Origin of the sequence: Streptomyces cacaoi (assembly GCF_006539165.1) — a bacterium.
In the GTDB taxonomy this organism is placed as follows: domain Bacteria; phylum Actinomycetota; class Actinomycetes; order Streptomycetales; family Streptomycetaceae; genus Streptomyces; species Streptomyces cacaoi.
In genome coordinates, this window is record NZ_BJMM01000196.1 from 1 (window position 1) to 506 (window position 506).

Annotated in this window: 1 protein-coding gene; it reads left to right on the forward strand. The window is 69.2% G+C overall.

The features are described 5' to 3' along the window. Positions 1–506, forward strand: a 506-nt coding sequence (locus SCA03_RS34905; RefSeq protein ID WP_141275920.1) for an AMP-binding protein, incomplete at both ends; no start/stop codon positions are given.

Sequence of the window (506 nt, forward strand, 5' to 3'; positions counted from 1 at the left end):
AGCGGCATGGTGTGACGGGTCTGTGGGTGACGGCCGCGCTGTTCGGTGTGCTGGCCGATGAGGACCCGGGGTGTTTCGCCGGTCTGGGCGAGGTGTGGACCGGTGGCGAGGCCGTGTCGGCGGTTGCGGTGGAGCGGGTGCTGGCGGCGTGCGGCTCGACGGTGGTGGTCAACGGCTATGGCCCGACGGAGTCGACGACGTTCGCCGTCTGCGGGCCGCTGTCGCGTGAGGATGTGGCCGCGGGCTCGGTCCCGTTGGGCCTTCCCATGGACAACACGCGTGCTCTGGTGCTGGATTCCGGGCTGCGACCGGTGGGTGTAGGGGTGCCGGGCGAGCTGTATCTGGGGGGCCATGGTCTGGCTCGGGGTTATGAGGGGCGTGCGGATCTGACGGCGGAACGTTTCGTGGCCGATCCGTTCGTGGCGGGTCAACGGCTGTACCGCACGGGGGACTTGGTGCGTCGGCGGGATGACGGTCGGCTGGAGTTTCTTGGTCGTGGTGATGAC